Below are 23,763 nucleotides of genomic sequence, written 5' to 3'. Positions count from 1 at the left end.
GCACCCCATGAGCACTGCATTGATAAAGAACCTGCAAGCGTGGAACACCAAGAACGGCTCGGTCATCCAGAGCTTGGCTGCGCCCGTTTTGGTGATTGCCATTCTGGCCCTGATGGTCCTGCCCATCCCACCGTGGCTGCTGGACACGTTCTTTACGCTGAACATTGCCACCGCGCTGATGGTGATGATGATTGCCGCCTACATGGTCAAGCCGCTGGACTTTGCGGCCTTTCCCTCGGTGCTGCTGCTGACCACGCTGATGCGCCTGTCGCTGAACGTGGCATCCACCCGCGTCGTGCTGATGGAAGGCCACACCGGCCCAGGCGCAGCGGGTGCGGTGATTGAAGCTTTTGGCCACTTTCTGATCGGCGGCAACTTTGCTGTGGGCTTGATCGTGTTCGCGATTTTGGTGGTGATCAACTTTGTGGTGATTACCAAAGGCGCGGAGCGCATTGCTGAAGTGTCTGCGCGCTTTACGCTGGATGCGATGCCCGGCAAACAGATGGCCGTGGACGCCGACTTGAACGCTGGCCTGATTGACGAACCCGAAGCCAAGCGCCGCCGTCTGGAAGTGCAGGAAGAAGCCAATTTCTTCGGCTCCATGGATGGTGCCTCCAAGTTTGTGCGCGGCGATGCCATGGCCGGTATCTTGATTTTGGTCATCACCATCGTTGGTGGTTTCATCATCGGCATGGCACAGCACGGCCTGAGCGCTGGTGAGGCGGCCAACAGCTACATTTTGCTGGCTGTGGGCGATGCGCTGGTCGCACAAATTCCAGGCCTGCTGATCTCGGTGGCTGCAGCCATGGTGATCTCGCGCGTGGGCAAAGACAACAACACCGGCCAGCAAATTGCGGCACAAATGCTCGGCACCCCCCGTGCGCTGGCCATTACTGCAGCGATTTTGATCATGCTGGGTCTGATCCCCAACATGCCCCACACCGTGTTTCTGGGGATGGGTAGCTTGTTTGCCTATGGCGCATGGCTGATCTACCGCAGGAACCAAAAGACGGCCGAACAAGCCCAGTCCGGCGGCGCGGCTGAAGCGCCCATGCCCGGCGCGCTGGCTGCACCTCAGCAAGATAGCGAAGCCACCTGGGATGACCTGCAGCCCGTGGATCTGCTGGGGCTGGAGCTGGGCTATCGCCTGATTGCACTGGTAGACAAGAAGCGCCAGGGCGATTTGCTCACCCGCATCAAAGGGGTGCGCCGTAAATTTGCACAGGAAGTGGGCTTTTTGCCACCTGCCGTACACGTGCGTGACAACCTGGAGCTCAAGCCCAGCGCCTATCGCCTGACGCTGCGCGGCGTGATGGTGGGCGAAGGCGAAGCCTTCCCCGGCATGTACCTGGCCATCAACCCCGGAGGCATCAGCACACCGTTGATCGGAACTCCGACGACCGACCCTGCCTTTGGTCTGCCCGCGCACTGGATCGACGAACGCCAAAAGGAAGCGGCACAAATGGCTGGTTTTACCGTCGTTGATTCGGAAACCGTGATGGCGACACATTTGTCACACTTGATGCAAACACATGCTGCCAAGCTGTTAAGCCGCAATGAGGTGCAACAACTGGTGGAGCATGTGGCCAAGTCCGCGCCCAAGTTGATCGAAGAAGTTATTCCAAAAATGGTGCCCATCACATCGTTCCAGAAAGTGCTCCAGCTGCTGCTGGAAGACGCTGTGCACATTCGTGATATTCGCACCATCATCGAAACACTGGCCGAACACGCCACATCTACCCAGGACCCCGTCGAGCTGGCCCGCCGTGTGCGCATTGCACTGGCCCCTGCCATCGTGCAGCAGATCTACGGCCCCACCCGTGAACTCAACGTCATTGCGATCGAGCCCGGACTGGAACGCCTGCTGGTGCAAGCCCTGGGCAACCCCCAGGCCCCGTCGCTGGACCCCGGCGTGGCAGACCTGCTGACCCAACGTGCAGCCGAAGTTGCCAACAAGCAAGAAGAGCTGGGCATGCCCGCCTGCTTGCTGGTGCCCGACGCCATTCGAAACGCTATCGCGCGCCTGGTGCGCCGTGTGGCACCTCGCCTCCAAGTGCTTGCGCACAGTGAGATTCCCGAGACCCACACCATCCGCATCGGCCCCATTCTTAAAGGTGCAAACGCATGAACATCCAACGCTTCATAGCCCCGACTTCCCGTGAGGCCCTGGACAAGGCGCGTGCCGCTTTTGGTGAAAGCACCCTGATCCTGTCCAACCGCCCCATGGGCAACGGCGTGGAAGTCATGGCGACTGCCGAAGAAACCTTCGGCAATCTGGACCAGGGCAACCACACCAGCCCAGGCCTGATGGCCGCCATTCAGGCCCGCGAGGCCGATGAAACCCGTGCTCCCAAGCAAGCCCCCAAAGCGCCCATGCGCATGGAGGCCCTGCTGCAGCAAGCCAAGCCGGCCGTGAAAGCCAACCCACGCCAAAGCGTGGCAGAAGACACGGAGCAACTGGCCATGAGCACCCTGTCTTTCCAGGACTATGTGCGTGAACGCATGCTGCGCCGCCGCAATGAAGAGATGACGGGCGAGCTGCCCCAGGAAGTGCTGCCCACTTTTGCTCGCAAGAACCGCCTCGACACCGTGCGCGACAGCGCACCGCTGCCCACTACGCCTTCCGTGATCAAGCACAACCCATTGCGCGGTCTGGCGCTGGAGCTGCCCACAGAGCAGCCCCGCAAGGCAGTTGCCTCCCCAGCGGCGGCTCCGGCTTTGATGCATGAGCTGCAATCCGTCAAGGAGCTGATTGAAGAGCGCTTCAACACCCTGACCTGGATGAACCAGACCCGCCAAAATCCGCTGCACAGCAACTTGATGCTCAAGCTGATTCGCTCGGGCTACTCGCCTGCGTTGTCGCGCACCATCATGGAGCGCCTGCCGCAGAATGCGGGCCCTGCAGATGCCATGAAGTGGCTGGTACAGGTGCTGGAGCGCAATCTGCGCACCGACAACGCCGAAGCTCCCATCTGGGACAAGGGCGGCGTGTTTGCACTGGTGGGCTCCACCGGCGTAGGCAAGACCACCACGGCAGCCAAGCTGGCCGCTCTGTGCGCCCAAAAGCATGGCCCCAACAGCGTTGGCCTGATCACGCTGGACACCTACCGTGTCGGCGGTCATGAACAACTGCGCGCCTATGGCCGCATGCTCGGTGTGGTCGCGCATCTGGCCCACGACAAGGCCGCACTGCAAGACCTGCTGGGTCTGCTGGCTGGCAAGAAGATGGTGATCATCGACACTACCGGCGTGGCCCCCCGCGATCCTCGCAAGGACGACATTCTGGAAGTGCTCAACCTGCCAGGCATTGAACGTCTGCTGGTCGCCAACGCAGGCGCACATGGTGATACGCTGGACGAAGCACTGGCCGCATTCAAGCGCGTGGGCTGCAAGCAGGCCATCTTGTCCAAGGTGGATGAAGCCGTGAAGCTGGCCCCGGCGCTGGACGCGCTGATCCGCCACCAGCTTGTGCTGCGCGGCATCACCAACGGCCAGCGCGTGCCCGAAGACTTTACGCGCGCCAACGCCAACGAACTGGTCGCCACGTCCATGCGCGCGCACACCAAGTCGGCGTTTGACCCCTCATCGCTGGACATGGATTTTTACTTTACCGAATCTTCCATGGGCCAGTCTCAGGGAGCGATGCATGCTTGAGAGCGTCTGGCACCAGGGAACCGGTTTGCACTGGCAAGGCGCACAGTCGTCGCTGCGCGTGCTGCCCGTGGTGCCATCCGGTGACAGCGCAGATGCCACCGCACTGTGGATGGCCTGCGCGCAGCTGCAACAACAAGGCTACCCCGTGGTCGTGCTGGATGGCACGGAGCAAGAGTCACCCTCACTGCCCGGTCTGCAGGACATGCTGCAGCCCCGTCAGGGCTATGCCTTCACCACGTTGACCGCAGACATCAGCAACCCGCTGAGCGTTGCCACACTGCCCGCCGCACGCGGCATGGTGCAACTGCAGCACAAGGCATCGATCACGGGCGAGCGCCCACTCGATCTGCTCTTTCGCTTTGTGCAAAACCATGCGGTGGTGGTGCTGTGGGCTCCCGCCTCTTTGCTGGCAGGCATGCTGCAAGGCTGCACGCAGCCCCCCATTCAGCTGGTGCCTTCACAGTCACGCAACGTGGTCAGCAGCTACCGCGCACTCAAGCAGCTGTACATGGGCTGCGGCCTGATGCCGCGCCTGGTGGCGCTGCGCCCGGCGGGCTACGGGCTGGACCACGTTTTGAAATCGCTGTCGCAGTGCGCCATGCGCCATCTGCACACCGAACCTTTGTGCGAGCAATTCGATCCGCTGCAAGCCCGACAGCTGCAGCGCTGGGCCCTACAATGTTTGGAGCATTCCGAAACCGTGAACGCCCCGCAAGATGGCGCAACGGCTGGAGTCAGCCCCCTTTCTTCATCTGCTGTGTGGAGCCATTGAGTCAATGTACACCGCCCATGGCCAGTTGGACCGCGATGCCCTGATTCGCCAGCATGCCCCGCTGGTGCGTCGCATTGCGCAACACATGATTGCCAAACTTCCGCCGAATGTGGAACTGGATGACCTCATCCAGGTGGGCATGATTGGCCTGGCCGATGCACTGTCGCGCTTTGAAACCAGCCAGGGCGTGCAGTTTGAGACCTTTGCCGGCCAGCGCATTCGCGGTGCCATGCTGGACGAGCTGCGCGAAAACGACTGGATGAGCCGCAGCTCCCGCAAGGGGCAAAAAGACATTGAATCGGCCATTCGCCGGCTGGAGCAGCAACTGGGCCGAGCCCCCCGGGAATCGGAAATTGCCGCCTTCATGGAGATGGAGCTGGTGGATTACCAGTCCATGCTGTCCAAAGTGCGCGGCACCCAGCTGATCTATCTGGAAGACATCTCTGCCGGTGAAGAAGACAGCTCCAGCTTTCTCGACCGCCATGTGGCCGACGCCGATGCCGACCCCTTCAGCATGTTGCGCGATGACCGCATGCGCAGCGCCCTGGTGCAGGCCATTGAAAACCTGCCAGAGCGCGAGAAATACGTCATGGGCATGTACTACGAGCACGACATGAACCTCAAGGAGATCGCGGCCGTGCTGGAAGTGACCGAATCGCGCGTATGCCAGCTGCACAGCCAGGCCATTGCCCGCCTGCGCGCCAAGATGCGCGCACACTGACAAGCATCTGCCCACAAAAAAAAGCGCCAAACAAGGCGCTTTTTTATTTTGATAACTACCAGCGCTTATCAGTCCATCGTTTCAAATACATTTCACATTGAAAATGCGATGAACACTGCGCAAGCAGCTATGCAATTTAATGCTTAACCGCTGATGTGGTACATCCGCGCCACCGAAGCAGTAGCACCCGGCTGCTTGCTGGCGCCGTAAGTGTGGCTGACCGATTGCTCTGGTATCAAGGTGGCCAGCTGCTGCGCCGTAATGGCAGAGACTTTGGCGATATGGCCGCGCATTTGCGTCAGGCGCTCGGACATGGCCTGCATGCGCTGCACGTTCTCAGGGGTAAATTGCTCCGCACCAAAGCGCTGGGCCAAGCCCGCAAAAGCCTGCATGCCATCGCGCAGCTGACGAATGGCAGCTTCGGTGGAGTCGGGCTGGTTCTTCACAATCAGGGCATTGACCAGGTCGATCATGCCGTCAATCTGTTCCAGGGCTTCGCTGAGTTTCATGGTGTCGGGGGTGTTTGAGCGGTTGAGACGGAGTTCGGGCGCTTGGTACCAGTGCAGCCGAAGGTCGGATAAGGCTGACTGGCGCAAAGCGCCCGATGTGGGTGTTTAAGCGCGTGCCGCGCCCAGCAGGTCGGCGGTATCGACCAGCATCTTGTCGGCGATCACGCTGGCATTGACTTTGAAAGTGCCATTGGCAATCGCTTCACGGATGGCATTGACCTTGGCCATGTCCACATCCGCCGACGTTTTGGCGTTCTGGTCCAGCGACCGTGCCGAGTTCGACACAGTCACAGGCACCCCCGCAGCATTGCTGCGGGTTTGCTGCACCACCTCACTGGCGGTGCCGCTTTTACTTTGCTGCGCTTGCTGCGTAGCGTTTTGCTGCAGCTTGGCTGCCAGCATTTCTACGTTGGTATTTTGTCCGACCTTCATTTTCCTACTCCAATCGCCCGCTCAAGGGCTCCGTAGTGTAGCTTTCGACCCATTGAAAGAGAACTTGAGTGTTTTCTTTCAAAAAGTCTTGTATCACTGTGCAACGACGACATCGCCTTGCTGATTGACGGTACCGGTCACCGTTCGTCCGTTGTCCATGCGCACGCGCACGGTTTGTCCGACAGAGCCGCCTTCCAGCGCCTTGCCAGACGAAGTGACCGTAAAACCACCGCCTTGTGCCAAGACTTTGACACCTGTACCCGGCTTGAAAAGCTGGGGGGCCTTGACCATGGTCTGGCGCAAGGCCATTCCTGCCGTCAAGTTGCGTGCCGCGGTCTGCCCCACCCAGTCGTCTGGCATGGCGATGATCGAATGGGGCGACTCCGCCCAGTCGACTTCGCTTTGCATTGCGTGATCGTGGGTCAATTGCTCGCCCATGCTGACATTGCTGGTCAGCACCCATGCAGGGCCTAGTGCCTTGATGGTGACGGGCAAGAACACGTTCCAGGGTCGTGCGCCTTCTACACAGCGCATTCCAATGCGGGTACGGCCCCACAGCTTGCTGCCGCTGGGCAGATAAGGCTCTACCCGCTGGCATGGCGCAAGGTTCAGCCGGGGGTCCAGCTTGCCCACCTGCACTTCCATGCGCAGCGGCATGGTTTGCGTTGCAGTTTGATCGGTCAGCGCCCCTTGCAGCCACTGGCTGCTGATTTCCGTCAGGTCCTGGGCCGACGCCACAGCCGCACCACCGCTCACCAGTACACAGGCAGCCGCACGCACCACAGCGCGCGAGAGACGTGAAGAGACGGCGAGAGTCGCAAATACAAGATGGGGCATGACAGCGACTTTAGAGCGAGCGCCATTTTTTAAAGCATTGAAGTACCCGTGCAACCACGCTTTCTTCGCGCTTTAGCAAAAGCAGTGCGTTTCCATAATCGCTGCACGCACCAAAGTCCGCAGTGGCCAGGTGCCACCGTTTTTGTTTTCATCTTCAGCAAGGAATCACATGCTAGACAAAATGACCGGCCGTCTGGACTTCCACAGCGACGCTCTGCTGTTGCGCGCAGAGCGCCAGCGTGTGATTTCCAGCAACATTGCCAACGCCGACACCCCCGGCTATGTGGCGCGCGATTTCAACTTCGCCAAAACGCTCAAGGCAGCGCAGGGCGACAACGGATCAGTGCGCCAGGCACTGCAAGAAGCCAGCACCTCGCACGCTCAGCACATGCCCCTGCCCACGGAAAAGTTTGGCAATGACGGCCAGGGCCGCCTGGGTTACTCGCTGGCATCACAGCCCAGTCTGGACAACAACACCGTGGATCTGGACCGTGAACGCGCCAATTTTGTGGACAACGCCGTGCGCTACGAAGCGACGCTGCGCTTTCTCAACGGCACCTCCAAGACCATGCTCAGCGCCATCACCGGCCAGTAAGCCGCACTGACACAAGGAAACCATCGCCATGTCCATGTTCTCCATTTTCAGCGTCTCTGGCAGTGCCATCAGCGCGCAATCGCAGCGTCTGAACGTTGTGGCCTCCAATCTGGCCAACGTTGATGCTGTCGCCGGCCCCGATGGCCAGTCCTACAAGGCCCGCCAGGTTGTCTTTCAGACAGCGCCCATGGGCAGCGAAGGTGCTGCCGGCGTCAAGGTGAAAAGCATCACCGAAGACAACACCCCCGGCCGCCGCCTGCACAACCCAGAGCACCCCCTGGCCGACGAACAGGGCTATGTCACCCACTCCAACGTCAATGCCGTAGACGAGATGGTCAACATGATTTCTGCATCACGCTCGTACCAGAACAACGTGGAAGTGATGAATACCGCCAAATCGCTGTTGCTCAAAACGCTGCAGTTGGGCCAATAAGCACATACAGAAAGTAGGCACGCATGATTTCCGGCGTATCCAACAACACCTCATCTGGCGGTAACAGCTCGCCCAAAACAGCAGCAGACATGCAGGATCAGTTTCTGACCCTGCTGGTTGCGCAGTTGCAAAACCAGGACCCCACCAGTCCCATGGACAACGCGCAGCTGACGTCGCAGATGGCACAGATCAGCACCGTCAGCGGTATTGAAAAGCTCAACAGCACCGTCGAGAGCGTGACCAAGCAGTTCGCCTCCATGCAGATGCAGCAAGGCATCTCCATGATTGGCCACACCGTGCTGTCCGACGGCAACCAGCTGGGCCTGTCTGCCTCCGAAAACGAAGACGGCACCAAGCGCCTGAGCGGCACAGCAGCCTTTGACCTGGATGGCTCCGCCTCCAACGTCACCGTCACCATCACCACCGCCAGCGGCGAAGTGGTGGAGACCATGGATCTGGGCTCGGCAACTGCAGGGCGCAACTACTTCACCTGGGACGGCAGTAAGTACACCGGCGAAAGCATGGACCTGCGCTTCAAGGTCACCGCCACCAATGGCGACGCGGTGGTCAAGTCCACCACTTTGTCGCCCAACGCCGTGGTCGCCACCAGCATCACCAATGGTGGCCTCATGCTGGAGCTGGCCAACGGTCAAAGCATTAACTACAACAGCGTCAAAGCTGTGTTCTAAATTTCTAGGAGCTAAGCATGGGTTTCCATCACGGTCTTTCCGGCCTGAACGCCTCCAGCAAAAACCTGGACGTCATTGGCCACAACATCGCCAACAGCAACACCGTGGGCTTCAAAAGCTCGCGTGCTGAATTCAATGAAATGGTGGCCAGCGCCATGGGCGCATCCAGCAGCAACAACACCGGCATTGGTGTGAGCGTGGCCGCGGTATCGCAACAGTTCACACAAGGCGTGATCACCCCCAGTGCCAACGGCCTGGACATGGCCATCAACGGCGATGGCTTCTTTGTGGTGCAAACCGGCACTGGCATTGCTTACACCCGCAACGGCGCTTTCCAGCTGAACAAGGGCGGCGAGCTGGTCACGGTCAATGGCGACCAGGTGCAGGGCTACCCGATCGATCCAAACACCGGTCTGCGCACCAGCGTCAGCCTGACCAATCTGGTGTTCCCTACCGGCACCCCGATTGCGGCCAAGCAGACCGACAACGTCAAGGCCACGCTCAATCTGGATGCGCGCGTGGACCAAAACGCCAACCCCGCGCCTCCACGTGCCACATACGGTACTTCTCTGGAAGTGTTTGACGAGCAGGGCATGGCGACACCGCTGTCCATGTATTTTCAGAAAACAGGTGCCAATACCTGGGACGTGTACGACAGCCTGGACCCCAACGCAGCGCCTATTGGCCGCCTGATGTTTGACTCCACCGGCAAGCTCGACGGTGTTGCCCCCTACGCAGGTCTGGGCGTCGACCCCAATGGTCTGAACCCCGGTGATGCAGGTTACGAAACCACGCACACTTTCGGCACCCCAACAGGCACCACCTTGTCCACCCAGGTTGCCACCACCAACCCCAACAACCCCAATCCCGGGCCTTGGAACGTGAATATTGACCTGGGCAGCGTGTCTCAGCGAGGCAGCGCCTTCTCGGTGGCCAAGCTGACGCAAGACGGCTACGCCTCGGGTGAACTCACCTCGGTGAATGTCGCCTCGGATGGCACCTTGCTGGCCACTTACTCCAACGGCATCACGCGCGCAGAAGCCCAGGTGGCGCTGGCCAAGTTCACCAACAGCCAGGGCCTGCAGCCCGATGGCAACAACAACTGGGTGGCCTCCAATGATTCGGGCCCACCGGTGTATGGCACAGCGGGTACCGGCAGCTTCGGCACCATCGCCGGCAGCGCGCTGGAAGAGTCCAACGTCGACCTGACTGCACAGCTGGTGGGCATGATGACCGCCCAGCGTGCTTACCAGGCCAACGCTCAGACCATCAAGACCCAGGACCAGATCTTCTCGACCCTGGTCAACCTGCGCTAAGCGCAACTGAACACGCGCACATAGGAGTTATTCATGGACCGCATCATCTACACCACCATGACCGGCGCCAACGCCGCTGCTCAACGGCAGGCGGTGCTGTCGAACAACCTGGCCAACGTCTCGACCACGGGTTTCCGTGCCGAGCTGAGCACCTTCCGTTCGGTGCCACTGGAAGGCCAGGGCTCCAGCACGCGCGTGTTTGGTCTGGATGCCACCTCAGGCCACCTGGACCAGCCCGGCCCCGCCATGACCACCGGCAAAAGCACGGACCTGATGGCCCGTGGCAATGCCTGGTTTGCCGTGCAGGGTCTGGATGGTCTGGAGGCCTATACGCGCAACGGCGCGTTAGAAGTAAATGCAGAAGGCCAGCTGGTCACAGCCAACGGCCTGGCTGTGCTCACCGATGGCGGCGCTCCGGTGGACATTCCCCAGAACGCCCGCATCAGCTTTGGCGGTGATGGCACGGTGGTGGCCACTTTGGATGGCCAGGACCCCATCAACATTGGTCGCCTGAAGATGGTCACACCCAATCTGGAGCAAACCATTCAGCGCGGCGATGACGGCCTGTTCCGCTCTGCGCAGGGTGACTTGCCAGCCGACGTCAACGCCACCATGGTGGCCGGTGCACTGGAAGGCTCCAACGTCAACGCGGTGGAAGCCATGGTGGGCATGATCGCCGCCTCGCGCCAGTTTGAGCAGCAGATGAAGCTGCTGACCACGGCAGAAACCAATGACAAGACGGCCAGCCAATTGCTGAGCATGAACGGCTAAGGCCGCTGACCAACGAATACGGAAGGAAACTTCACCATGATGAATTCCCTGTGGATTGCCAAGACCGGCATGTCTGCCCAGCAGACCCAAATGGACGTGGTCTCGCACAACTTGTCCAACGTCTCCACCACCGGCTACAAGCGCCAGAGCGCAGTGTTTGAAGACCTGATCTATCAAAACCTGCGCCAGGTCGGCTCGCAAGCCGACGAACAAAACATTCTGCCCACCGGCATGCACCTGGGTCTGGGTGTGCGCACCGTTGCCACCACCCGCAACTTCACACAGGGCACGCCCCTGGAGTCGGGCAAAGACATGGACGTGGCCATCAGCGGTGACGGGTTCTTTCAGGTACAGATGCCTGATGGCACCACCTCTTACACCCGCGACGGCACATTCAGCAAAGATGCCAACGGCCAGATGGTGACCGCAGGCGGCTACCCGCTGCTGGACGGCATTACCGTGCCGCAAGACGCCACCAAGCTGAGCATCAGCAAGAGTGGCGTGGTCTCGGCCACCGTGCCAGGCAACCCTTTGCCCCAGCAAATTGGCCAGTTAAATACAGCTTCGTTCATCAATCCAGCCGGTCTGGAGCCCATTGGCGAGAACCTGTACCGCGAAAGTGCCGCCTCGGGTGCGCCACAAACAGGCACACCAGGCACCAACAACCTGGGCACGGTGATGCAGGGTTTTCTGGAGTCCTCCAACGTCAACGTGGTGGAAGAGCTGGTCCAGATGATCCAGACCCAGCGCGCCTACGAGATGAACTCCAAGGCCATCTCCACCAGCGACCAGATGCTGGCCAAGCTGTCGCAGCTGTAATCAATTTATATGGATAGCGCTTAGCGCAAGCCCATCAACGCTTTCAAATAGAAAACACATTGAAACGCTTGATGCTCCTGCGCTACCCGCTCTAGTTTTGTATTTCTTCGGAGCGTTTATGTCCGCCTCTCGCACCTTGTTCCAAGTCTTTGCGTTGTCTCAGCGTGCCCCTCGCATCACGCTGTGGGGTGCAGCCAGCTTGGTGGTCAGCGGTTGTGCGTTCAATGACCCGCCGCCAGTGGATTTGTACGACCAGACGCGGCCTTTGCCTTCCTCTGCCATTGCCGTGCCTCAGCAGCAGCAGCAAGCCACGGGCGGGCTGTTCCAGTCCAACCGCTACCGCCCCCCGTTTGAAAGCCGTCGAGCCCGTCTGGTGGGGGACATGGTGACCATTCAAATTGCTGAAAAAGTCACCGCCAGCCAGAAGTCCTCGTCCACAGTCAACCGCGACAGCAGCATGTCCGCCGGCATCACCGACTTGCCCGTACTCACAGGCGGTGCGCTGGCTACGGCCCAAAGACTGGGCAAACTGGGCGTGGGCAGCAATGCCGACTTTGAAGGCGGCGGCGGCACCACCAGCGCCAACACCTTCACCGGAGCCATCACCGCCACCGTGACCGAAGTGCTGCCCAACGGCCATCTGGTCGTGACCGGCGAAAAGCAGATTGGCGTGAACCAGAACGTGGACGTGCTGCGCTTTACCGGCACGGTAGACCCGTACCAGCTGGCACCCAACAGCATCATCAGCTCTACCCAGGTGGCCAATGTGCGCGTGGAATCGCGTGGCCGTGGCCAGCAAAATTCAGCACAGGCAATTGGCTGGTTGTCGCGCTTCTTTTTGAGCTTTATCCCTTTCTAAAGCTCTCCAAAATCGGGCAGTATGAAAGTACTGTCCACGCTTCCCACATTCCGCACCGCACGCCTGGCCCTGGCGTTGCTGGCCCTCAGCGGCGGCATGCTGGTGTCACCCGCCCACGCCTTGCGCATCAAGGAAGTGGCCTCGGTACAGGGCGTACGGTCCAACCAGTTAACCGGCTATGGCCTGGTGGTGGGTCTGGATGGTACGGGTGACCAGACCACCCAGATGCCCTACACGACCCAGACGCTGTCCAACTACCTGCAGCAAATGGGCATCACGCTGCCCGCCACGGCCAACACCAACAATCTGCAGCTCAAGAACGTTGCCGCCGTCATCGTGACGGCCGAGCTGCCAGCATTTGCTACCCCCGGCCAGCACATTGACATCAACGTCTCGTCCATGGGCAACGCCAAATCGCTCAAGGGCGGCACCCTGATCACCACCCCCCTGCGCGGTGCAGATGGTGAAATTTACGCGCTGGCCCAAGGCAACATGGTGGTGGGCGGTGCGGGGGCGTCGCAAGGCGGCTCCAGGGTACAGATCAATCACCTGAGCGCAGGCCGCATTCCCCAGGGCGCACAGGTTGAACGTGCCATTCCCACGCCCATCAACGATGGCGACACGATCAAGCTGGGTCTGAACACCACCGATTTCCAGACCACCAATCAGGTGGTCAACGCCATCAACAACCGCCACGGTGCAGGCACGGCCATGGCTCTGGACGGGCGCACAGTGGAAGTGCGGGCACCGCAGCATCCGAGCGCACGCGTTGGGTTTATTGCAGACATTCAGGAGCTGAATCTGCCCATCAACAAGCCGTCTGCCAAGGTGGTAATCAACGCACGCACAGGTTCCATCGTGATGAACCAGGCCGTTACGCTGGGCCCTTGCGCCATTGCGCACGGCAATCTGGCCATCACGATTGACTCCACCCCCGTGATCAGCCAGCCCGGTGCCTTCTCGCAAGGCCAGACGGTGGTGGCAGAGAAAACCAACATCAACGTCACGCAAGAGCCCGGCAAGATCATTCGCGTGCCCTCGTCGCCACAGCTGACCGATGTGGTGCGCTCACTCAACGCGCTGGGTGCTACGCCCCAGGATTTGCTGGCCATATTGCAGGCCATCAAGGCAGCGGGTGCGCTGAACGCAGAGCTGGAGGTGATATGAGCATGATGCTGAATGCCAACAATGCGCTGGCCACCGATGTCAACTCGCTGAACGGGTTGAAAAATCAGGCCAATGCCAAGAATCCGCAAGCCGCCCGGGAAGCCGCCAAGCAGCTTGAGTCGCTGTTCATGCACGAGATGATCAAGAGCATGCGCCAGGCCACCATGAAAAGTGGCTTGCTGGACAACGAAAGTTCCAAATTGGCCGACTCCATGATGGACCAGCAGCTGTCCGTCTCCATGTCTGGCATGCCCGGCGGTCTGACCGATGCCATCACCGCACAGATCGCCCGCTCCATGGGGCTGGACCCTGATGACTCTGGCACCAGCGCAGCCACTGCACTGGGCGGGATGGAGCGCAGTTTCAGCATTCCATCGACCGTGAGTTTTGCGGGCCGAAGCGCACGCTATCCGGGCCTGTCCGGCGCATCACCCGTGGGCGGCAACACCGCCTTTCTGGACGCCTATGCACCATCGCCACAGGGGCGCGACAACTTTGTGCAATCGCACAGCGGCTCCGCACAGCGTGTGGCACGTGAAAGCGGCATTCCCGCCAGCTACATGCTGGGCCAGGCAGGTCACGAAACCGGCTGGGGCAAAAGCGAGATTCGTGGTGACAACGGCACCAACTCCTTCAACCTGTTTGGCATCAAAGCCACGGGCAGCTGGAGCGGCAAGGTGGCTGAAATCACCACCACCGAATACATCGACGGAGCGCCCCGCAAGGTCAAGGCCAAATTCCGCGCTTATGACTCGTACGAAGACTCGTTTCGCGACTACGCACGGCTGATCACCGAAAACCCGCGCTACGCCCAGGCTGTGCAAAGCACCGGCAGCGCCACGGCCTACGCCACGGCACTGCAAAAGGCGGGCTACGCCACCGATCCTCTTTACGCCAGCAAGCTGTCACGTGCCATCCAGAGTGCACAGAACGCGCAGCAGGGCACCCAAGGTTAAAGCTAGAAAGATATACCAATGAGCTTGATGAACGTCGGCATTTCAGCCCTGGTTGCCAACCAGAACGCCCTGACCACCACGGGGCACAACATTGCCAACGTGAACTCGGCGGGCTACTCCCGCCAGACGGTTGCAACCTCAGCCCTGATCGGTCAAAACACAGGCGCTGGCTACGTAGGCAAGGGCGTTCAGGTGGCAACGGTCATGCGCCACTACAACGAATTGCTCAGCAGGCAGTCCAACGCGGCCAATGCAGCCAGCTCCGCCGATGCCATGCGCTACCAGTCACTCATGCAAATGCAGGATGTGTACTCTGGCGGCGACAGCAGTCTGGGTGCCGCCATCAACAGCATGATGAACGCGTTTGCCGATGTGGAGGCAGCCCCCTCTGACGGCACGGCGCGCAACGTTGTGCTGACCCGCATGAGCGAGCTGACTTCACGCTTTCGCGCCGCCTCGTCCACCCTCAAAGAGCTGGACTACAGCACGCAGCAGCAAATCACCAACAACGTAACGCTGGTGAACAATCTGGCCAGCCAGGTGGCTGCGCTCAATACCCAGATCAGCCGTGCGCTGGCCACAGGCCACCAGCCCAATGATCTGCTGGATGCGCGCGACCAGGTGATCCGCGAGATCAACCAGTACGTACAGACCAGCCAGGTCGACGCCGATGGCGGTGGCATCAACTTGTTTATTGGCGGTAGCCAGCCACTGGTGCTGGGCAGCAGCACGGGCCAGTTGAGCGTGGCCGAAACCACGGAATACCCCGGCAGCGGCAAGCTGTCGCTGTACTTCAGCCAGCCCAATGGAGACAAGGTGGAGCTGCCACCAGCCATGGTCGGTGGTGGCGAGATTGCCGGGCTGCTCAAGTTCAACAACGACGATCTGGTCGCAGGCCGCAACCTGCTGGGGCGCCTGGCGCTGGCCATTGGTACAGAGCTGAATAACCAGAACAAGCTGGGGCTGACACTGTCGGGTAACTACGGCGGTGATTTGTTCAAGCTCACCACCCAGACTGTGGGCTGGAGCAACATTGCAGGCTATGACGTGGGCAATGCAGCCAACCGAGCCAGTGCTGATGTCACCAACTCGAAAAATCTGGTGGCCTCAGACTACAAAATTCTGTTCAACAGCGGCGGAACAGCCCAGCTGGTGCGCCTGTCTGACGGAAAGACGACCGACCTGACGGTGGACCCGGTCACGGGCATCAGCGTCGAGGTCGATGGCCTGCAATTTAACGTACCGGCCACCGTCACTGGTGCGGCCGCCAAAGGCCAGAGCATTCTGTTCCAGCCTTTCAACAAGGCCGCAGACGAAATCCAGCCACTGGTGCACAGCCCCGGCGATCTGGCCGTCTCCAACGCGGTGACCGCAGAAATTGCCAGTGGCAACAAGGGAACGCTGCAACTGTCGCGCCTGACCATGCAGACGCTGCCTGCGCCCGCACAGGGCGAGCCCGTACGCATCACTTTTGACGGTGCTGGCAACTTCAGCTACTCCACCTATGACGCAGCCACGGATGCGTGGAGCCCGGCATCTGCACCTCAGCCCTTCACCACGGGCCAGCCCATCACCATTGATGGCTGGAGCATTACCCTGACAGGCACGCCCCATGCCAACGACACGGTCACAGTCAGCAATTCACTGGACCTGGGCGATGGCTACAAGCTCAACGCAGGCAACGCCTCGGCCTTCCTGGGTCTGCGCGATGCCGTGATCTTTGACGGTGGCACCACGCTGAGCGACGGTTTCTCGACAGCCATGGCAGTCATCGGCACGCGCACCCAGAGCGCCAAACTCGCTGCCGAGCTGTCTGACACGGTGGCCACCAATCTCAATGCCGATCGCACCGCCGTCTCTGGCGTCAACATGGACGAAGAGGCTGCCCGCCTGCTGCAATACCAGCAGGCCTACCAGGCATCGGCCAAGATCATTCAAACAGCGCAATCCCTGTTCGACAGCGTGCTGAACGCCGTTGGCGGCTGATTTTTAGGTTTTAGGAGTTCCACATGAGCATTTCACGCCTGGGTACGGCCAACATGTATGACCGCACCATCAGCAACATCAGCAAGCAGCAAGCCACCCTGGCCAGCCAGATGGAGCATGCCTCTGCCGGTAAGCGCGTGCTGCGCGCCAGTGATGACCCGGTTGCAGCTGCGCAGGCCGAGCGTGCCCGCACGCGCATGGACCGCATCGAAACCGACAAGCGCATGCTGAATGCGCAAACCGCCACCATCGAATACGGCGAGTCCACACTGGGCGAAATTACCGATGCCGTGCAGGAATTCCGTTCACTGCTGGTGCAAGCCGGCAATGGCACCTACAACCAGACACAACGCGATACGCTGGTCGAGAAGCTGCAAAGTCTGCGCGACCAGATCCTCAAGTACAGCAACCGCACAGACAGCAATGGCCTGCCTCTGTTTCGCGGTCTGGACACGGAAACCAATACCCCGTTTCCCAACGGCGGCAATGGCATCCAGACCGGCCAGCCCAACAGCAGTGAATACACCATCACCAATTCGCTCGATGGTGGCCTGGCATTCTTCAATGGCAAAACGGGCAACGGTGTGCTGGCTGTCGACATTGGCAGTGGCAACACCGGCACGGCCTGGGCAGATATCGGCACCATCTCTGACCCTGCTGCCACAGACCTGACCGCCACTGGCCCACTGGACATCAAGTTCGGCGTAGACGCTGATGGCAAGCCCACCTACAGCATCACCTACCAGCAAGAAGACCCCGCCAACCCCGGCACCTTCCTGACCGTTCCTTGGCAGGATGCCAACGGTAACCCAGTGACCGATGTGGCCTACAAGTCTGGCGAGGCCATCAACGTGGCGGGCATGAAGCTGACCATCACTGGTGAGCCCAAAGCGGGTGACACTTTCACGGTCAAGCCCAGCGAAACACAGTCGATCTTTGACGTACTGGATGAGGCCATTGCTGGCGTCAAAAACAACGTCAAGACAGACGGCACCACGGCCCATGGTGGACTGGCGCATGGCATTGCCAAATCGCTGGCCGAAATTGACACCGCAGCCAACCGCGTCTCTACCGTGCGTGGTGTTGCTGGTGACTTGCTCAACCAGGCCAAACGCATGGGCAACACCTTGCTGCTGCGCGACGAGCAGATGGAAGCACAGCGTGTGGCGGCGGAGGACTACGACGCTGAAGGCATGGTCAAGGCACTGTCGCAGCTGAAGTCGCAGGAAACCGCGGTGTCAGCAGCCCTGCAGTCTTACGCATCGATCCAGAAGCTGTCGCTGTTCGACTACATCCGATAAGCTGGCACCATCACCTGACACCCTAGGGCTGCAACGTGGAATTTGTTCTGAATGCTTTGGTGATGGGCTATCGCCCACTGTGGAATGCCGAGCGGCATTTGAGCGGCGTGCAGCTGTTCCTGCACGACGACCCTCAAACGCCGGTGGACAGCGCCCATTTGCTGCGCATCTTGCGCGAAATGTGGGCCCCAGCCTCACCGCTGCTGCTGCTGTCGCCCCAATCGCCGCAATTGCTGCAGGCGTTGCTGTCGCACATCACGCCCTGCCCCTCATGGGTGCTGGAGGTGCAATCGGCCTGGCTGGCGCATTCCACCGATCTGCAAGCCAGCGTGGCACAGGCGGCGCAGCGCGGTATTGCCCTGGTGTGGCGTGGCGGCATGAACCATTTGCCCACCACCGCTGAAGCCAATGACTACGCCTGCAGTTTGCTGCACCTGGATCCCCAGGACGCACTGATCCTGATGCGCGCCACCGTTGACCAGCCCGTGCCGCAGCGCCTGGCCTTGCTGGAAGGCCAGATGTATGAAGACATCCACAGCCAGTCGCTGGCGCGTCGCTGTCTGGAGCACTACCACGCCAGCGCCATTGCGGGCTGGCCCACCGAAGACGTGCTGCACCGCATCCGTGGTGCCCGTGTGCTGCACCCTTCGCACGAACACGTGCTGCGCCTGATGAAAGCGGTCGACGCCGACCAGTCGCTGGAAACATTTGAAGCCATCCTCAGTGAAGACCCGTTGCTGGCCTACCGCTTCATGCTGTACGCCAACTCGGCAGCTCTGGGGGCACGCAACCCGATCAACTCACTGCGCCGCGCGCTGGTCATGCTCGGCTACGGCACCTTGAAAGAATGGCTGGCTACGCAACTGGTGCACGCCAGCCACGAAAAAGACCTGCAACCCATCCGCCTGTCCAGCGTGATGCGCGCCCAGCTCACCTCGCATTTGCTGGATGCCGGCGTCAGCCAGGAGCTGCGCAGCGAAGTTTATTTGTGCGGCCTGTTCTCGCGCCTGCATGAAGTGCTCGATGAACCGCTGGAGACCACGCTCACGCGGCTGCCGCTGTCTGAACGCATTCCCGACGCCGCCGTACGCGGTCAAGGCCCCTACGCCCCCAGCCTGCAACTGGCACAGGCCCTGGAGCGCGAAGATGGCGCAGACACCATTCGTGCACTGTGCGAAGAACATGACATCTCCATCGAGCACGTCAACCGCAGCTTGCTGCGCCTGGTCTGCGAATGGCCCAACCAGCGCCCCAGCTGGGCTGGCCGTTAATGAAAATATAAGAGCTGCCAGCGCTTTATACACAAGAATTTCAGTATCAAAACTATCTAAAATCTAGACTGGGTAAGCGCTAACAGCTTCTGTTTTTTCTTTCACGCCTAGCATCGGTACAAACGCGCTGGCAGCGCTGCACCTGCCCCTCTAAAGTAAGGCACTCATTTTTTGTGCGCCATGTCTTTGCAAGAATTTTCGGCTTTGCTCCTTCTGGCTACCGCCATGAGCTTTTCGCCCGGCCCCAACACCACCCTGTCAACCGCGCTTGCCGCCAACCACGGCCTGCGCCGCAGCCTGCGCTTTGTGGTCGCTGTGCCCGTCGGCTGGACTTTGCTGCTCATCCTGTGCGCCCTGGGCGTTGGAGCCTTGGTCACCAGCGTGCCTGCACTGCGCTGGGGCATCAAAGCGGTGGGCATTGGCTACTTGCTCTGGCTGGCATGGAAGCTGTCGGCCAGCCAGCAACTGGCGCAAGCGCGACCATCGCAGCTGCAAGTGGGCTTTGTGCAAGGGGTTTTGCTGCAATTTGTCAACATCAAGGCATGGCTTTTGGCGTTGACCATCGTCGCAGGTTGGGTGGCAGGCCAAGTCGACTTCACCGCCCGCATGCTGGTGGTGCTGCCCGTCATGGCGTTCTACGCCCTGTCCAGCAACCTGCTGTATGCCTGTATTGGCGCGGTTTTACGCCAATGGCTGGCACGCGGCCAGCGCCTGCTCTGGTTCAACCGTGGCATGGCTGTGTTGCTGATCGCCACCGCCATCTGGATGCTGCGCGCCTAAATTGCGCATTTTTTTCTGTGGCAGCCCTGCAAGCTGTGGCGCTTGGCTCCACAATAGCTGCACCGGCGCCGCCGCCTACCCTGCGGTCTGACGCCCAATGCCAATGCGCCCCAGACATCCGTACTTTCAGGGGCTATCTGGCCATGCTGCACAACGGTATGCTCTTTGCAACAAGCCATCGCCAGCACGCGCACAGTGCGCGCGCTGCTTATTGAAATTGAGTAGTTATGACGAACTGGACACTGGCAGCACGTGCTGCCAAGATGAACTCCTCCGCGATCCGCGAGATCCTGAAGCTGACTGACCGCCCCGGCATCATCAGCATGGCCGGCGGCTTGCCAGCGCCTGCCAGCTTCCCCATCTCTGCCTTTACACAAGCGTGCAACACGGTCATGGAGCGTGATGGTGCCGCGGCACTGCAATACTCCACCACCGAAGGTTTTCCCGCGCTGCGCCAGGCAATTGCGGACTTCTTGCCCTGGGATGTCAGCCCTGAGCAGATCCTGATCACCACGGGCTCGCAGCAGGCACTGGACCTGATCGGCAAGATTTTCATGGACAAGGGCAGCCGCATCCTGGTGGAAAAACCCACCTATCTGGGTGCCCTGCAAGCCTTCACCCCCTTTGAACCTGTGGCAGTGGGTGTGAACAGCGACAGCGAAGGCATGCTGATTGACGACTTTGCCGCCAAAGTTGGCTCTGGCGAAGACAAGGCGCGCGTTGCCTACATCTTGCCCAACTTCCAGAACCCTACCGGTCGCACCATGAGCGAGGAACGTCGCCAGGCCCTGGTGGACAAAGCCAAGGAACTGGACATCCCGCTGGTAGAGGACAACCCCTACGGCGACCTGTGGTACGAGGGCGAGCCTGCGCTGCCTCTGGCGGCTCGTAACCCTGAGGGCGTGATCTACATGGGTTCGTTCTCCAAGGTGCTGGCCCCCGGCTTGCGCGTGGGCTTTATCGTGGCTCCCAAGTCGGTGTACGGCAAGCTGACCCAGGCCAAGCAGGCTGCTGACCTGCACAGCCCCAGCTTTAACCAGCGCGTGGTGGCAGAGGTGATGAAGGATGGCTTCTTGGCCAGCCATATCCCCACCATCCGCGCCATGTACAAGGTGCAGCGCGATGTCATGCTGGTGGCGCTGGAGCGTGAAATGGAAGGTCTGGATGTGCACTGGACACGCCCCGTTGGCGGCATGTTCCTGTGGGTCACATTGCCCCAGGGCATGAATGCCCAAGACCTGCTGCCTGAGGCTGTGGAACGTGGCATGGCCTTTGTGCCGGGCGCTCCGTTTTATGCAGATGAAGCAGAGCACAACACACTGCGCCTGTCGTACGTGACCGTGTCGCCTGAGCAAATCAACAAGGGCATTGCCGCGCTGGCTGCGGCCATCCGCGCGCAGCTGGCCAAGTAATTCACAGCCCCCAACGGCGCGGCCTGAAAAGCCGCTCACACCATCCAGCAAATCTCTGATTTGTGTTGGAGACGAGGCGCGAAGCCGCAGGCAGTACAGGCCTACGACAAGGCAAAGCAACGACGTATCCAGGGTGGTGTGTTAGCGGCTCTCAGTGGCGTATCGTTCCAAGCGCATCCCCTGCCGCAGGTGATGCGCTTTTTCTTTGTCTTTTCTTCGGCTTTCCTCAGCAGTTCATCACATGCCCACTACTGCCACCCTATCGCGCCCGTTCATGACCGTGGATGTTTTCACCGCCATCCCTTACAAAGGCAACCCGGTTGCAGTGGTGCTGGATGCCACAGGTTTGGATACATCGGTCATGCAGGCCTTTGCACGCTGGACCAACCTGTCGGAAACCACCTTTGTTCTGCCCCCCAGCGATGCTGCCCGCGCACAAGGCGCGGACTACCGCGTGCGCATCTTTACGCCGGCGGCAGAGATGCCTTTTGCTGGCCACCCCACGCTGGGCACCTGCCACGCGTGGCTGGCCAGTGGCGGACAGCCACAGTCAACGGGCACCATCGTGCAAGAGTGCGCCAAAGGATTGATCACCATTGAGCGCACACACTCCGGGCTGGCCTTTGCAACCCCTGACTCCCGCGCCTTGCCGCTACCTCACAATTTGCACGAGGTGTATCGCGCACTGGGCATTACCACCGAACAAGTGATCGATGCAGCCTATCTGGACAACGGCCCCCAGTGGCTGTGCCTGCTGCTGGACAGCCCCGATACCGTTCTGTCTCTGGAGCCAGACATGGCCCAGATCAAAGCGCTGGGCCACAAAGTCGGCGTTGCCAGCCTCTACCAAGACAGCGATGCCGCGCCCCTGATTGGGCGTGCCTGCCGGGAAGCCGAGGCTTTTGCCACTGGCTTGCGCGCCCGTCCTGCACAGGGCCCAGCACAGCTGGAAGTGCGCGCTTTCTCGACCACGGGCATGGAAGACCCGGTCACCGGCAGCCTCAACGGCAGCCTGGCACAGTGGCTCATCAATCAGGGGCATCTATCCCCGCCCTATATGGCCAATCAAGGTGCCTGCATGGGTCGTGACGGCTGGGTGTCTGTCCAGCGTGACGCAAAAAAACAACTTTGGATCGGCGGCCACACGGTCACTTGCGTGAATGGCACTGTCCTTTTGTAAACGCTCCTTTTGCTCAAAGGCAAATAAAAATAATTATCAATCGCATAAAATACCCATTTCCTTCTTCCACTCATATCTATTGCCCTTATGTACCGCTACCTGATTGCCAGCACGCTCGCCCTGGGTGCCGTCACTGCGACGCCCGCTTTTGCCGCTCAACCTGTAGCCGCCGCCAGCGCAAGCGCCAGTCAACTCAAGGCACAGGACGTGGTACAGCACTACAGCACGCTGGTGTATGCCAATTACAGCGACACCATCACTGCGGCCAAGCAGATGCAAAAAGCCATCCATGCTTTTTTGGTCAAACCTAGCCAGGCCACGCAGGATGCAGCCCGTCAGGCATGGCTGGATGCCCGCGAGTTCTACGGCCAGACGGAAGCCTTTCGCTTTTATGACGGCCCTATCGATAACGAAGACGGCCCCGAAGGCCAGATCAATGCATGGCCCATGGATGAGTCATACGTGGATTACGTGGTGGGTGATGACAACGCCGGCTTGATCAACAACCGCAAAATCCCCATCACCAAAAAGCGCCTGGCAGATCTGAACGAGCACGATGGCGAAGAGAACATTTCCACCGGATGGCACGCCATTGAGTTCATGCTGTGGGGGCAGGATTTGAGCGACACCGGCCCCGGCGCACGCCCCTTTACCGACTTCATTGACGGTAAAAAACCCAACGCCGACCGCCGCCGTGCCTACCTGAAGGTGGTCACCGAATTGCTGATTGATGATCTGCAATCGGTGGCTGATCAGTGGAAACCGGGCATGAAGAAGAACTTTCGCGCAGAGTTCTCCAAGGGGGGAGAAGAGTCACTGCGCAAGATTTTTGTAGGCCTTGGTTCACTGTCGCGCGGAGAGCTGGCTGGTGAACGCCTGGAAGTGGCCATGGCCAGCCGTGACCAGGAAGATGAGCATTCGTGCTTTTCTGACAACACGCACCGCGATGCAGTCACCAACGCACAAGGCATCCAGAACGTCTGGCTAGGCAGCTACAAGCGCCTGGACGGCTCTGAACTCAAGGGCCCCGGTCTGCGCGACTGGGTGGCAGCACACGACGCAGTCGCGGCTCAGAAGACTTCGCTGCAAATTGCCAAATCCGTAGCTTCTGCCCAAGCCATTCCAGCACCGTTTGACCAAGCCATTCAAGGCGCACGCGACAGTGCTGCACGCGCCAAGATTCAAGCCACCATCGACTCGCTGACTCAGCAAAGCAAAGACCTGGTCGATGCTGCCAAGGCTGTCGGCATTGAGCAACTGAATCTGGTTGAACCCTGATCGCACGCAACTTCGGTTGCGTCTG

23 protein-coding genes are annotated in these 23,763 nt (G+C 60.1%); 20 read left to right on the top strand and 3 right to left on the bottom strand.

All coding sequences use genetic code 11. The features are described 5' to 3' along the window. Positions 1–7: 7 nt before the first annotated feature. The 4 genes from flhA to H9646_RS05035 are packed head-to-tail and all read left to right on the top strand — an operon-like array spanning position 8 to position 5,147. Positions 8–2,128 (top strand): flagellar biosynthesis protein FlhA, encoded by a 2,121-nt coding sequence (gene flhA / locus H9646_RS05050; protein ID WP_191722232.1) that lies wholly within the window; start codon positions 8–10, stop codon positions 2,126–2,128. Further along, positions 2,125–3,654: a flagellar biosynthesis protein FlhF gene (gene flhF / locus H9646_RS05045; RefSeq protein WP_191722231.1), complete on the top strand. Its 1,530-nt coding sequence runs from the start codon at positions 2,125–2,127 to the stop codon at positions 3,652–3,654. Before flhA ends, flhF begins: the two co-directional genes overlap by 4 nt. Continuing rightward, positions 3,647–4,426: a hypothetical protein gene (locus H9646_RS05040; RefSeq protein WP_191722230.1), complete on the top strand. Its 780-nt coding sequence runs from the start codon at positions 3,647–3,649 to the stop codon at positions 4,424–4,426. Before flhF ends, H9646_RS05040 begins: the two co-directional genes overlap by 8 nt. A gap of 4 nt (positions 4,427–4,430) precedes the next feature. After that, the gene (locus H9646_RS05035; RefSeq protein ID WP_191722229.1) at positions 4,431–5,147 is read left to right on the top strand and encodes an RNA polymerase sigma factor FliA; all 717 of its coding nucleotides are present in this window, start codon (positions 4,431–4,433) and stop codon (positions 5,145–5,147) included. Positions 5,148–5,290: 143 nt separating this feature from the next. Here H9646_RS05035 and H9646_RS05030 read toward each other — a convergent pair whose 3' ends face one another. From H9646_RS05030 to flgA, 3 genes are all read right to left on the bottom strand, one after another. Then, positions 5,291–5,656 (bottom strand): hypothetical protein, encoded by a 366-nt coding sequence (locus H9646_RS05030; protein WP_191722228.1) that lies wholly within the window; start codon positions 5,654–5,656, stop codon positions 5,291–5,293. 105 nt (positions 5,657–5,761) lie between these two features. Next, positions 5,762–6,088, bottom strand: coding sequence for a flagellar biosynthesis anti-sigma factor FlgM (gene flgM / locus H9646_RS05025; RefSeq protein WP_191722227.1), 327 nt, complete (start codon positions 6,086–6,088; stop codon positions 5,762–5,764). A gap of 93 nt (positions 6,089–6,181) precedes the next feature. Beyond that, positions 6,182–6,925, bottom strand: a complete 744-nt coding sequence (gene flgA / locus H9646_RS05020) for a flagellar basal body P-ring formation chaperone FlgA (RefSeq protein WP_191722226.1) — start codon at positions 6,923–6,925, stop codon at positions 6,182–6,184. Between the two features lie 169 nt (positions 6,926–7,094). Between flgA and flgB the strand changes: the two genes are divergently transcribed. The 16 genes from flgB to H9646_RS04940 all read left to right on the top strand — a co-directional run bounded on the left by flgB (position 7,095) and on the right by H9646_RS04940 (position 23,738). Next, a complete protein-coding gene (gene flgB, locus H9646_RS05015; protein ID WP_191722225.1) occupies positions 7,095–7,520 on the top strand; it encodes a flagellar basal body rod protein FlgB in 426 nt (141 codons plus the stop codon). A gap of 28 nt (positions 7,521–7,548) precedes the next feature. Then, a complete protein-coding gene (gene flgC / locus H9646_RS05010) occupies positions 7,549–7,953 on the top strand; it encodes a flagellar basal body rod protein FlgC (RefSeq protein WP_191722224.1) in 405 nt (134 codons plus the stop codon). Positions 7,954–7,976: 23 nt separating this feature from the next. Next, the gene (locus H9646_RS05005) at positions 7,977–8,642 is read left to right on the top strand and encodes a flagellar hook assembly protein FlgD (RefSeq protein WP_191722223.1); all 666 of its coding nucleotides are present in this window, start codon (positions 7,977–7,979) and stop codon (positions 8,640–8,642) included. Positions 8,643–8,659: 17 nt separating this feature from the next. Continuing rightward, entirely contained in the window at positions 8,660–9,958 is a 1,299-nt protein-coding gene (flgE, locus tag H9646_RS05000) for a flagellar hook protein FlgE (protein WP_191722222.1), read from the top strand. Between the two features lie 33 nt (positions 9,959–9,991). Beyond that, positions 9,992–10,729, top strand: a complete 738-nt coding sequence (gene flgF, locus H9646_RS04995) for a flagellar basal-body rod protein FlgF (RefSeq protein ID WP_191722221.1) — start codon at positions 9,992–9,994, stop codon at positions 10,727–10,729. Between the two features lie 36 nt (positions 10,730–10,765). Then, positions 10,766–11,548, top strand: a complete 783-nt coding sequence (gene flgG, locus H9646_RS04990) for a flagellar basal-body rod protein FlgG (protein WP_191722220.1) — start codon at positions 10,766–10,768, stop codon at positions 11,546–11,548. Positions 11,549–11,666: 118 nt separating this feature from the next. Continuing rightward, positions 11,667–12,407, top strand: a complete 741-nt coding sequence (locus H9646_RS04985; RefSeq protein ID WP_191722219.1) for a flagellar basal body L-ring protein FlgH — start codon at positions 11,667–11,669, stop codon at positions 12,405–12,407. A gap of 21 nt (positions 12,408–12,428) precedes the next feature. Continuing rightward, complete coding sequence (locus tag H9646_RS04980; RefSeq protein ID WP_191722218.1) at positions 12,429–13,574, top strand: flagellar basal body P-ring protein FlgI; 1,146 nt, start codon at positions 12,429–12,431, stop codon at positions 13,572–13,574. After that, positions 13,571–14,530: a flagellar assembly peptidoglycan hydrolase FlgJ gene (flgJ, locus tag H9646_RS04975; protein ID WP_191722217.1), complete on the top strand. Its 960-nt coding sequence runs from the start codon at positions 13,571–13,573 to the stop codon at positions 14,528–14,530. The genes H9646_RS04980 and flgJ overlap by 4 nt, the downstream gene beginning before the upstream one ends. An 18-nt stretch (positions 14,531–14,548) precedes the next feature. Beyond that, positions 14,549–16,516, top strand: coding sequence for a flagellar hook-associated protein FlgK (flgK, locus tag H9646_RS04970; RefSeq protein WP_191722216.1), 1,968 nt, complete (start codon positions 14,549–14,551; stop codon positions 16,514–16,516). A gap of 23 nt (positions 16,517–16,539) precedes the next feature. After that, complete coding sequence (gene flgL, locus H9646_RS04965; RefSeq protein ID WP_191722215.1) at positions 16,540–17,817, top strand: flagellar hook-associated protein FlgL; 1,278 nt, start codon at positions 16,540–16,542, stop codon at positions 17,815–17,817. Positions 17,818–17,852: 35 nt separating this feature from the next. After that, on the top strand, positions 17,853–19,088 hold the full coding sequence (locus H9646_RS04960) for an HDOD domain-containing protein (protein ID WP_318244904.1): 1,236 nt from the start codon (positions 17,853–17,855) through the stop codon (positions 19,086–19,088). 180 nt (positions 19,089–19,268) lie between these two features. Next, entirely contained in the window at positions 19,269–19,868 is a 600-nt protein-coding gene (locus H9646_RS04955; RefSeq protein WP_191722214.1) for a LysE family translocator, read from the top strand. A 227-nt stretch (positions 19,869–20,095) separates the two neighbouring features. Further along, positions 20,096–21,280 carry an aminotransferase-like domain-containing protein gene (locus H9646_RS04950; RefSeq protein WP_191722213.1) on the top strand — a complete coding sequence of 395 codons (1,185 nt, stop codon included), beginning with the start codon at positions 20,096–20,098 and terminating at the stop codon, positions 21,278–21,280. A gap of 241 nt (positions 21,281–21,521) precedes the next feature. Then, positions 21,522–22,460 carry a PhzF family phenazine biosynthesis protein gene (locus tag H9646_RS04945; RefSeq protein ID WP_225213981.1) on the top strand — a complete coding sequence of 313 codons (939 nt, stop codon included), beginning with the start codon at positions 21,522–21,524 and terminating at the stop codon, positions 22,458–22,460. 87 nt (positions 22,461–22,547) lie between these two features. Beyond that, positions 22,548–23,738 (top strand): imelysin family protein, encoded by a 1,191-nt coding sequence (locus H9646_RS04940; RefSeq protein ID WP_191722212.1) that lies wholly within the window; start codon positions 22,548–22,550, stop codon positions 23,736–23,738. The last annotated feature ends 25 nt before the right edge of the window (positions 23,739–23,763 follow it).

The sequence above is a fragment of the Comamonas avium genome (assembly GCF_014836675.1).
In the GTDB taxonomy this organism is placed as follows: domain Bacteria; phylum Pseudomonadota; class Gammaproteobacteria; order Burkholderiales; family Burkholderiaceae_C; genus Comamonas; species Comamonas avium.
The sequence above is the reverse complement of the archived record's forward strand: the minus strand, read 5'-3'. Positions and strand labels throughout refer to the sequence as shown.

What these genes read in the sequence shown, in the direction of transcription:
- H9646_RS04950 (WP_191722213.1), top strand. Translation starts at nt 20,096, where the DNA reads ATGACGAACTGGACACTGGCAGCACGTGCTGCCAAGATGAACTCCTCC.
- flhA (WP_191722232.1), top strand. Translation starts at nt 8, where the DNA reads ATGAGCACTGCATTGATAAAGAACCTGCAAGCGTGGAACACCAAGAAC.
- flgA (WP_191722226.1), bottom strand. Translation starts at nt 6,925, where the DNA reads ATGCCCCATCTTGTATTTGCGACTCTCGCCGTCTCTTCACGTCTCTCG.
- flgG (WP_191722220.1), top strand. Translation starts at nt 10,766, where the DNA reads ATGATGAATTCCCTGTGGATTGCCAAGACCGGCATGTCTGCCCAGCAG.
- H9646_RS04940 (WP_191722212.1), top strand. Translation starts at nt 22,548, where the DNA reads ATGTACCGCTACCTGATTGCCAGCACGCTCGCCCTGGGTGCCGTCACT.
- flgK (WP_191722216.1), top strand. Translation starts at nt 14,549, where the DNA reads ATGAGCTTGATGAACGTCGGCATTTCAGCCCTGGTTGCCAACCAGAAC.
- H9646_RS04945 (WP_225213981.1), top strand. Translation starts at nt 21,522, where the DNA reads ATGCCCACTACTGCCACCCTATCGCGCCCGTTCATGACCGTGGATGTT.
- flgE (WP_191722222.1), top strand. Translation starts at nt 8,660, where the DNA reads ATGGGTTTCCATCACGGTCTTTCCGGCCTGAACGCCTCCAGCAAAAAC.
- H9646_RS04985 (WP_191722219.1), top strand. Translation starts at nt 11,667, where the DNA reads ATGTCCGCCTCTCGCACCTTGTTCCAAGTCTTTGCGTTGTCTCAGCGT.
- flhF (WP_191722231.1), top strand. Translation starts at nt 2,125, where the DNA reads ATGAACATCCAACGCTTCATAGCCCCGACTTCCCGTGAGGCCCTGGAC.
- flgL (WP_191722215.1), top strand. Translation starts at nt 16,540, where the DNA reads ATGAGCATTTCACGCCTGGGTACGGCCAACATGTATGACCGCACCATC.
- flgF (WP_191722221.1), top strand. Translation starts at nt 9,992, where the DNA reads ATGGACCGCATCATCTACACCACCATGACCGGCGCCAACGCCGCTGCT.
- flgJ (WP_191722217.1), top strand. Translation starts at nt 13,571, where the DNA reads ATGAGCATGATGCTGAATGCCAACAATGCGCTGGCCACCGATGTCAAC.
- H9646_RS05035 (WP_191722229.1), top strand. Translation starts at nt 4,431, where the DNA reads ATGTACACCGCCCATGGCCAGTTGGACCGCGATGCCCTGATTCGCCAG.
- H9646_RS05030 (WP_191722228.1), bottom strand. Translation starts at nt 5,656, where the DNA reads ATGAAACTCAGCGAAGCCCTGGAACAGATTGACGGCATGATCGACCTG.
- flgM (WP_191722227.1), bottom strand. Translation starts at nt 6,088, where the DNA reads ATGAAGGTCGGACAAAATACCAACGTAGAAATGCTGGCAGCCAAGCTG.
- H9646_RS04980 (WP_191722218.1), top strand. Translation starts at nt 12,429, where the DNA reads ATGAAAGTACTGTCCACGCTTCCCACATTCCGCACCGCACGCCTGGCC.
- H9646_RS05005 (WP_191722223.1), top strand. Translation starts at nt 7,977, where the DNA reads ATGATTTCCGGCGTATCCAACAACACCTCATCTGGCGGTAACAGCTCG.
- flgC (WP_191722224.1), top strand. Translation starts at nt 7,549, where the DNA reads ATGTCCATGTTCTCCATTTTCAGCGTCTCTGGCAGTGCCATCAGCGCG.
- flgB (WP_191722225.1), top strand. Translation starts at nt 7,095, where the DNA reads ATGCTAGACAAAATGACCGGCCGTCTGGACTTCCACAGCGACGCTCTG.
- H9646_RS05040 (WP_191722230.1), top strand. Translation starts at nt 3,647, where the DNA reads ATGCTTGAGAGCGTCTGGCACCAGGGAACCGGTTTGCACTGGCAAGGC.
- H9646_RS04955 (WP_191722214.1), top strand. Translation starts at nt 19,269, where the DNA reads ATGTCTTTGCAAGAATTTTCGGCTTTGCTCCTTCTGGCTACCGCCATG.